This is a genomic window from Rhodococcus sp. EPR-157 (assembly GCF_001647195.1).
In the GTDB taxonomy this organism is placed as follows: Bacteria; Actinomycetota; Actinomycetes; order Mycobacteriales; family Mycobacteriaceae; genus Rhodococcoides.
In genome coordinates this window covers 1-298 of the sequence record NZ_LVCV01000625.1, presented here as the reverse complement: position 1 = coordinate 298, position 298 = coordinate 1, and the positions used below count along the sequence as shown (strand labels likewise).

1 protein-coding gene is annotated in these 298 nt (G+C 65.8%); it reads right to left on the bottom strand.

Going from position 1 to position 298, the window contains the following annotated elements; translation table 11 throughout:
- Nucleotides 1-298: ATP-binding protein (locus A2J03_RS26765; protein WP_442971417.1), on the bottom strand; the 298-nt coding region annotated here is incomplete at both ends.

The following is a 298-nucleotide window of genomic DNA, read 5'->3' as shown; positions in this document are numbered from 1 at the left end:
GGAGAGTTCTTCGCCGGCTGCGATACGGAACTGCTGCAGCACCAGGTCGATACCGGAGGTTTCTTCGGTGACGGGGTGTTCGACCTGCAGGCGGGTGTTGACCTCGAGGAAGCTCACGAGGCCGTCTTGGCCGACGAGGTATTCCACGGTGCCGGCGCCGTAGTAGCCGGCTTCGCGGCAGATCGCTTTGGCGGAGGAGTGGATCTCGGCGCGTTGGGCGTCGGTGAGGAACGGGGCCGGTGCTTCTTCGACGAGTTTCTGGAAGCGGCGTTGCAGGGAGCAGTCGCGGGTGCCGGCG